At 35.9% G+C, this 6623-nt stretch carries 6 protein-coding genes; all 6 read left to right on the forward strand.

The window, feature by feature from the left end; translation table 11 throughout:
• Positions 1-66 precede the first annotated feature (66 nt).
• A complete protein-coding gene (locus tag J6O61_RS04060; protein WP_292209924.1) occupies positions 67-633 on the forward strand; it encodes a Crp/Fnr family transcriptional regulator in 567 nt (188 codons plus the stop codon).
• A 71-nt stretch (positions 634-704) separates the two neighbouring features.
• Entirely contained in the window at positions 705-1511 is an 807-nt protein-coding gene (locus J6O61_RS04065; RefSeq protein ID WP_292209926.1) for a formyltransferase family protein, read from the forward strand.
• Positions 1512-1513: 2 nt separating this feature from the next.
• A complete protein-coding gene (locus J6O61_RS04070) occupies positions 1514-2398 on the forward strand; it encodes a phosphatidylglycerol lysyltransferase domain-containing protein (protein WP_292209928.1) in 885 nt (294 codons plus the stop codon).
• Positions 2395-4152, forward strand: coding sequence for an MATE family efflux transporter (locus J6O61_RS04075; protein WP_292209930.1), 1758 nt, complete (start codon positions 2395-2397; stop codon positions 4150-4152). Before J6O61_RS04070 ends, J6O61_RS04075 begins: the two co-directional genes overlap by 4 nt.
• On the forward strand, positions 4149-5816 hold the full coding sequence (locus J6O61_RS04080) for a SpoIIE family protein phosphatase (RefSeq protein ID WP_292209931.1): 1668 nt from the start codon (positions 4149-4151) through the stop codon (positions 5814-5816). Before J6O61_RS04075 ends, J6O61_RS04080 begins: the two co-directional genes overlap by 4 nt.
• Before the next feature lie 339 nt (positions 5817-6155).
• A partial coding sequence (locus tag J6O61_RS04085; protein ID WP_292209932.1) for a hypothetical protein occupies positions 6156-6623 on the forward strand: 468 nt, incomplete at its 3' end.

Genomic DNA, 6623 nt, shown 5'->3' on the forward strand with positions numbered 1-6623 from the left:
TTAAATAACTTATTATTAATATGGATGTTTTAGTTTGGAAATCAGGAAAATAAAGCAGGTAAAAATATGGTGAAACAATTTGATGAAAAAAGCGTTACTATCAGAAATCAGATATATGAAATTCCGGAAGGTACTATGATCCTTAAGGAAGGCGAAATTAACCTTGATATGTACAAGATACTTTCCGGAAATGTTGAAATGTACACAGGCTATGGAACCGACAATGAAGTTCTGTTGGGAATGCTTGGAACAGGGGCGTGTTTTGGAGAATTTGGAATTCTCACAAAAAGGCCGGCCATATATACTATAATTGCCTATTCAAACATCAAGATTTTGCGTATTACTGAGAATCTTATCATGGATTTTATGAAAGATAATCCTGAAAATGTTTTGAAGATTATGCAGAATATGGCTAACCTGATGATGAAAATGCAAAGCCAGATTGAACAGCTTGGTAGCGAACTTAACGTTGCCAATAATAGTGAAAACAAAGTTTTCTCTGATATGCTCAAAAATATGCTACGAGAATATGCCATTTTTGATAACAATGTTCCTAAAAGTACAGATGAAACTGAAGGCATTATGAGATTTATGAGTAAACAAAGATTAAATGTTACGGATTTGCATAAATGATTTTTAGTCAAATAGACATAAATATTAATTAAACATATTAAAATCTCCACACAAGTCAAAAAGAGGTACCTATGAAAGTAGCATATGTTGGCATAGATATTTTATATCCTGCACTTACAAGTCTTTATGATACACAGGCAGAAATAGTTAAGGTCATTACCTGTAAGACTGATAATTACACAGAATTTAATGAAAAAATCCTTGAATTTGCCAAAAAGCATAATATTCCGTCAGAGATAAAAAAAATAACAAAGGAAGATCTTTATGAGCTGGTTAAAATGGGCTGTAAATTTGTATTGGTAGGTGGTTATTACCATGTTATACCTGTTATACCGGAGCTGAAAATAGTCAATATCCATCCGGCGCTTCTTCCTTTGGGAAGAGGTGCATGGCCAATGCCGTTAACAATTTTAAAGGGGCTTAAAGAAAGTGGGATTACCATGCATCAGATGGAAAAAGATCTTGATACGGGAAAGATTCTTATTCAGAGAAAATGCCCCGTATATCCGGATAAAGACAACTTGACCACACTTTCAAACAGACAGTGTCAGCTTATTCCCGAAATGGTAAAAGAACTGGTTTCAAACTTTGATAAGCTATGGGATAATGCAAGACCTCAGGAAGGAAAGGCAGAATACTGGGAAATGCCAACCAAAGAAGATTATACCGTTTATAGTGATATGTCTTTTGATGATGCAGATTTGATTTTAAGGGCTTTTAAGGGCTATGAGTGCATATATATGGAACGACAGCAACAGGAACAATTTGAAATTATCGATGGCGTTGCCTGTAAATCAGAGAATAATGATTATGTCCCTCAAAATGCACTTAAACTTAAAGATGGGTATATAGTCTGTGAAAGGATACGCAAGATTTAGGTATGTTGCAAATAGCTACTGAAAGTATAGATCTGACCATGTCGAAAGCCGTCTCCAAGCTATACAAAGAGTATGGAAAAAATGACAGCGCTCATGCCTTTAATTCTCTTTACATATGGGCTAAAAACATGAAACTATCCATATATCTTTCTCCGGATTTATATGCTGTAAAACTTAATGATGCCGGAACAAATACCTGGTTTTTTCCTGTTGGAAAAAAGGCGCAGAAAATAGATTTTATTAAAAATCGGCTAAAAGATGGAGAGTTTAGTCTTAGATACATGACCCGGGAAGATACAGAATTTATTAGAGAAAGCTTTCCTGAATGCTTTCAGATCAAAAAAGCGCCAAATGACTGCGAGTATCTTTATGACAGAGATACAATTGAAAATCTTCCCGGAAAGGTTTTTTCAAAAAAAAGAACATATGTAAGGCAGCTGTTAAGAGAACATATTTTTGAAACAAAACCTCTGAATGAGCTTACGATTCCGGATGTCAGATATATATTGGGAATATGGGAAAGAAATAAAGAAAAGAATAAAGAAAAAGAAGTAAACTCTAATGATAAAGCTGCTATGCAGACAATTTTAAGCGCATACTCACAAATGGATGTGGAAGGAATTGTTATATATATGGATGGAATTCCATGTTCGGCTGTGGCCGGATATTTTCTAAATGATGATACCTTTGATTGTTGTCTTCAAAAATCCGCCATTAACATAAATGGACTTCAGTACTACATCAGAAAAGAGTTTTCGCTGCAACGCCCCATAAATGTAGCCTATTACAACTGGGAGGAAGATCTGGGAATAGAAGGGCTAAAGCTTTCAAAAAAAATAATGCATCCATGTGGAATGGTTGATATGTATACAGGTAAACAGCTATGACAAAACAAAAAGTATCACAATTTACCATACAAATGTTTGCAAAACAATATCTGCCTGCACTATCTTCAGCAGTAGTACTTTCTATTGCCGACATGGCAGATGCTCTTGTGGTTGGTAATAGAATGGGAGCAACGGGACTTGCTGCCATTGCATTTGCAATTCCTGTTTTCATGATTTACAACGTTATAATGCATTCTTTTGGGCTTGGTGGTGCAGTTGTTTTTTCAAGTAAGATGTCCAAAGGAATGGAAAAAGAAGCAGAAGCGGACTTTAGAGGAATAATATGCACATTATTCATCATTGGTCTTTTCTTTGCCATCATTGGAAATGTATTTGCTAACGGAATAGCATCTCTTTTAGGAGCCAAAAGTTCAAATCCTGAACTGTTTGAAGCAACGGTAATATATTTAAGAGTGCTTTTTGCGGCAGCTCCATTTATGTTCTATTCATATGCAGTCAGCTACTTCATGAGAAATGATGATCTATCCTGGGAAACATCTATTGCGTCACAAATTGGAAATGGCTGTGATTTTTTTCTGAATATTATTTTGGTTTTATTTTGCGGTCTCGGAGTTATGGGTGCAGCTCTTTCAACTTTACTGGGAGTTGTCATTACCAGTGGTATAGAAATATTTTTTATTTATTATAAATTTTCGCACCTTCGTTTAGACTTTTCATGTATCAGCTTTAAAAGTATTTATAAGAGCTTTAAAACAGGTATTTCTTCCTGTATATCTTATATTTATACCTTTATTTTTATTTTCATAGCAAACAATGCACTGTTTAAAATTGCCGGGGAATTGGGTGTTGCTGTTTTTGAGATTGTTCAGAGTATAAGCTATATGATGGGCTATATATTCAATGCGGTCAGCATGGCTTCTCAGCCAATTTTGACTGCCTATGAATCTGAATGTAATTATGAGGAAAGCGATAGGACACAGAGTCTTTTAAGAAAGGTAACCATAGTTACTGCTTTCGTGCTGATCATACTTATAGGGGCTTTTGCAAAGGAAATATGTATATTGTTTGGTTTATCCGGCGAAAAGTCTCTTGGATATGGAATATTTGCACTTAGAATCTTTTGTCTGTGTATTCTTTTTGCAGGGCTAAATATTATAGAGGCCAATATTTATACCGCGCGAGGTACAAGCGTTCCTGCTTTTTTGCTATCAACACTACGGGGCTTTGTAGTATTGGTGCCGGTTATGCTTATCGCAATCAGTATCGGTAACAGAGCTTTTTGGTACACCTATTTTGTCGCTGAAGCAGTAACTTTGCTCATTATATATATTTATCTTAAGTTTATTTTAAAAGAAACCAAGAGAATAGAAAAAGACAGAATATACACCAAGACTCTTCATGGCAGTATGGATGAGCTTAGTCTGATGCTTCCTGAAATAGAAGAATTCTGTGAAAAATGGGAAGCTGATATGAAGCAGATTTATTACATGCAAATGACTGTTGAAGAGGTTTGCTCAACCATTATTCAAAGTGGTTTTGGAAAGATGGGCAAAGATAAAGGACTTATCCAGCTGACTCTTATATCAAGCGGTCAAAAGGGCTTTGCACTCCATATTAGGGATAATGCAGTCAGCTTCAATCCATTTGCCATGGATAAAAAGAAGATAACTGAGGTTGATGATTCCTCTGATAAGGATTTCAATGCCCTTGGAATGGATGTAATCAAAAAAAAATCAAAATCTTTTTACTATAGAAGATATCAAGGATTTAATACAATGGTGGTGAAAATATGAAAGCTGCAAAGAAAATGTCATTAGGCTTAAAAAGTGTTTTGATGGTCGTTATCATGGTTGTAGTCATGAGTGCTGTTGAAGGGACTTTGACTAAAGTAGTATTCGACAGAACGATTAATTCCGAGTATGAAAAAAATGTAACCAATCTTGCCCATACAGTGGCTTTAAGCGTAGACGGAGATACTATTGAAAAACTAAAAAACCAGGTAGTAGATACCTATGAAAAGTCTTCCAATAAGATGGGAAGTGACGAAATGGGTACTCCTGAATTTGATGAGTATATAAAAAGCTTCCAATATATTAAAGACACTCCTGAATATAAAAGCGAAGTTGAAAAGCTAAGACGCATCAGTAAAGCCAATGATGTAGACATATACCTGATATATGTTTATCCCAAGGATAAGATAACTCTTTATATTGCTGACGGATCAGAAATAGCAAATGATCCCGGTGTATTTGACCCATTATATGAAGTTAACTATGCGGTTTTAGATGACCCTTCCGTAGGTTTTCCTGCTTATATTACAAATACTCCGGAATACGGATGGCTTGTTTCTGCAGCATACCCGGTTTATAACTCAAAAGGAGATGTTGTTGCACTTGGAATGGCCGATATATCCATGAATGATATAAAGGCTAAAGAAAGATCTTTTTCCATGATTCTTGCTGTACTTAGCGTTATTATCGCAGTTATTCTCAGTACAATTTATATTCTGATAATTAAAAAACGTGTTGTCAGTCCAATCAATAAGCTTTCAAATGCAGCTCTTAATTATTACAACACAGAAAAGGGGCATGCTTTTAATAGCCTTAATATCACAACAGGTGATGAGATTGAGAACCTTTCAGATGCCATGAAACGCATGGAGCAGGATATTAATGATTATGTGGAAAGCGTAACTAATCTTACTGCTGAAAAAGAAAGGATTGGAGCGGAGCTTAATGTAGCAACTCAGATTCAGGCAGATATGCTTCCCAGAATATTCCCGCCATTTCCTGATATTGAGGAGTTTGATCTGTTTGCTTCTATGAACCCTGCCAAGGAAGTTGGAGGTGATTTCTACGACTTCTTTATGACCGATAAAGAACATCTTTGCCTTGTCATTGCTGATGTGTCAGGTAAAGGTGTTCCCGCAGCTCTTTTCATGGTCATTGCCAAGACTCTTATAAAAAACAGGGCACTAATGGGGGGAACTCCTTCAGAAATATTAAGCTATGCCAACGAACAACTATGTGAGGGAAATGAAGCTGAATTATTTGTTACCGTATGGATTGCGATAATTGATATTAGGACCGGTAAAGGTATCGCCGCAAATGCAGGACATGAGCATCCGGCGTTAAAAAAAGCAGGAGAAGACTATGAACTTGTTGTTTACAAGCATTCTCCGGCTGTGGCAACGATGGAAGGAATACGATATAAAGAACATGAATTTGAGCTAAAGCCCGGAGATATGCTATTTGTTTATACAGATGGCGTTACTGAGGCGACTAATAGAAATAATGAATTATTCGGCGAAAAGAGATTGATTGATGCATTAAATTCCGATAAAGATGCGATTCCTGAAAAAGTCCTTGAAAACGTAAAAAGTCATATTTCCGATTTTGTTAATGATGCAGATCAGTTTGATGACATTACAATGCTGTGCCTTAAGTATAACGGATAATATTAAAATAGAAAATGGACTGTTTAGGCATATGACTAAGCTTAATCGGAAAGCCTGGGATGATTACTTTTGAAAGTTTAATTTTGAGCAAATAAATGATAAAATATCTATATTGAGTTTATGAAGAGGGGTTGACAGTTAATGGTGCAGAAAATACAATTGCTAACAGCACAGCACAGCACAGCACAGCACTGAATAACTATGCCCATTTATGCCCTCTAGTTAGTATTTCATCCAATATATATGTGAGAAAAAATAGTCAAATCTAGCAAATTATGCTTGGTTTGGCTTTTTTTGTGCGCTAAAGCAGCGTAAATAAATACAATTCAGGAGGAAATAATGTTAAAGATTAGAAAGTTTTTGAGTGTATTAGTTGCATTTGTTGTTTTTGGGGTATCATTTAGAGGACTTAGCGTAAATGTTGAAGCTGCAACCCAGCATCAGCCTTGTACTGTTACTATTAATACTCCTGGTAGTTACACAATCACAGGAGGTTCAAATACTTATACTGCTGATGCAGGAGATGATGTTATCTTTGATTTTACAATTATTAACAATTCAACCGACGACTACACTGTAGCTGGGACGATACCTATATCTAAAACTGGAGGACAAGCGAGTGTAAGTGGGCAAATTACATATAATGGTACTTCAACTCGTACATCTTCTATGCGGTTATCTAATACTAATAATCCGATTGATCTTGAATATACTGTAAACTGGACTGCAGCGCCAACGCCGCCATCAGGTGGTGGAGATTCTTCATCTGATACATCTTCCAAAACGAGTACTCCTGTGTCTCATACT

The sequence above is a fragment of the Butyrivibrio sp. genome (assembly GCF_017635265.1).
In the GTDB taxonomy this organism is placed as follows: Bacteria; Bacillota; Clostridia; order Lachnospirales; family Lachnospiraceae; genus Butyrivibrio.

What these genes read in the sequence shown, in the direction of transcription:
- J6O61_RS04075 (WP_292209930.1), top strand. Translation starts at nt 2,395, where the DNA reads ATGACAAAACAAAAAGTATCACAATTTACCATACAAATGTTTGCAAAA.
- J6O61_RS04070 (WP_292209928.1), top strand. Translation starts at nt 1,514, where the DNA reads ATGTTGCAAATAGCTACTGAAAGTATAGATCTGACCATGTCGAAAGCC.
- J6O61_RS04060 (WP_292209924.1), top strand. Translation starts at nt 67, where the DNA reads ATGGTGAAACAATTTGATGAAAAAAGCGTTACTATCAGAAATCAGATA.
- J6O61_RS04065 (WP_292209926.1), top strand. Translation starts at nt 705, where the DNA reads ATGAAAGTAGCATATGTTGGCATAGATATTTTATATCCTGCACTTACA.
- J6O61_RS04080 (WP_292209931.1), top strand. Translation starts at nt 4,149, where the DNA reads ATGAAAGCTGCAAAGAAAATGTCATTAGGCTTAAAAAGTGTTTTGATG.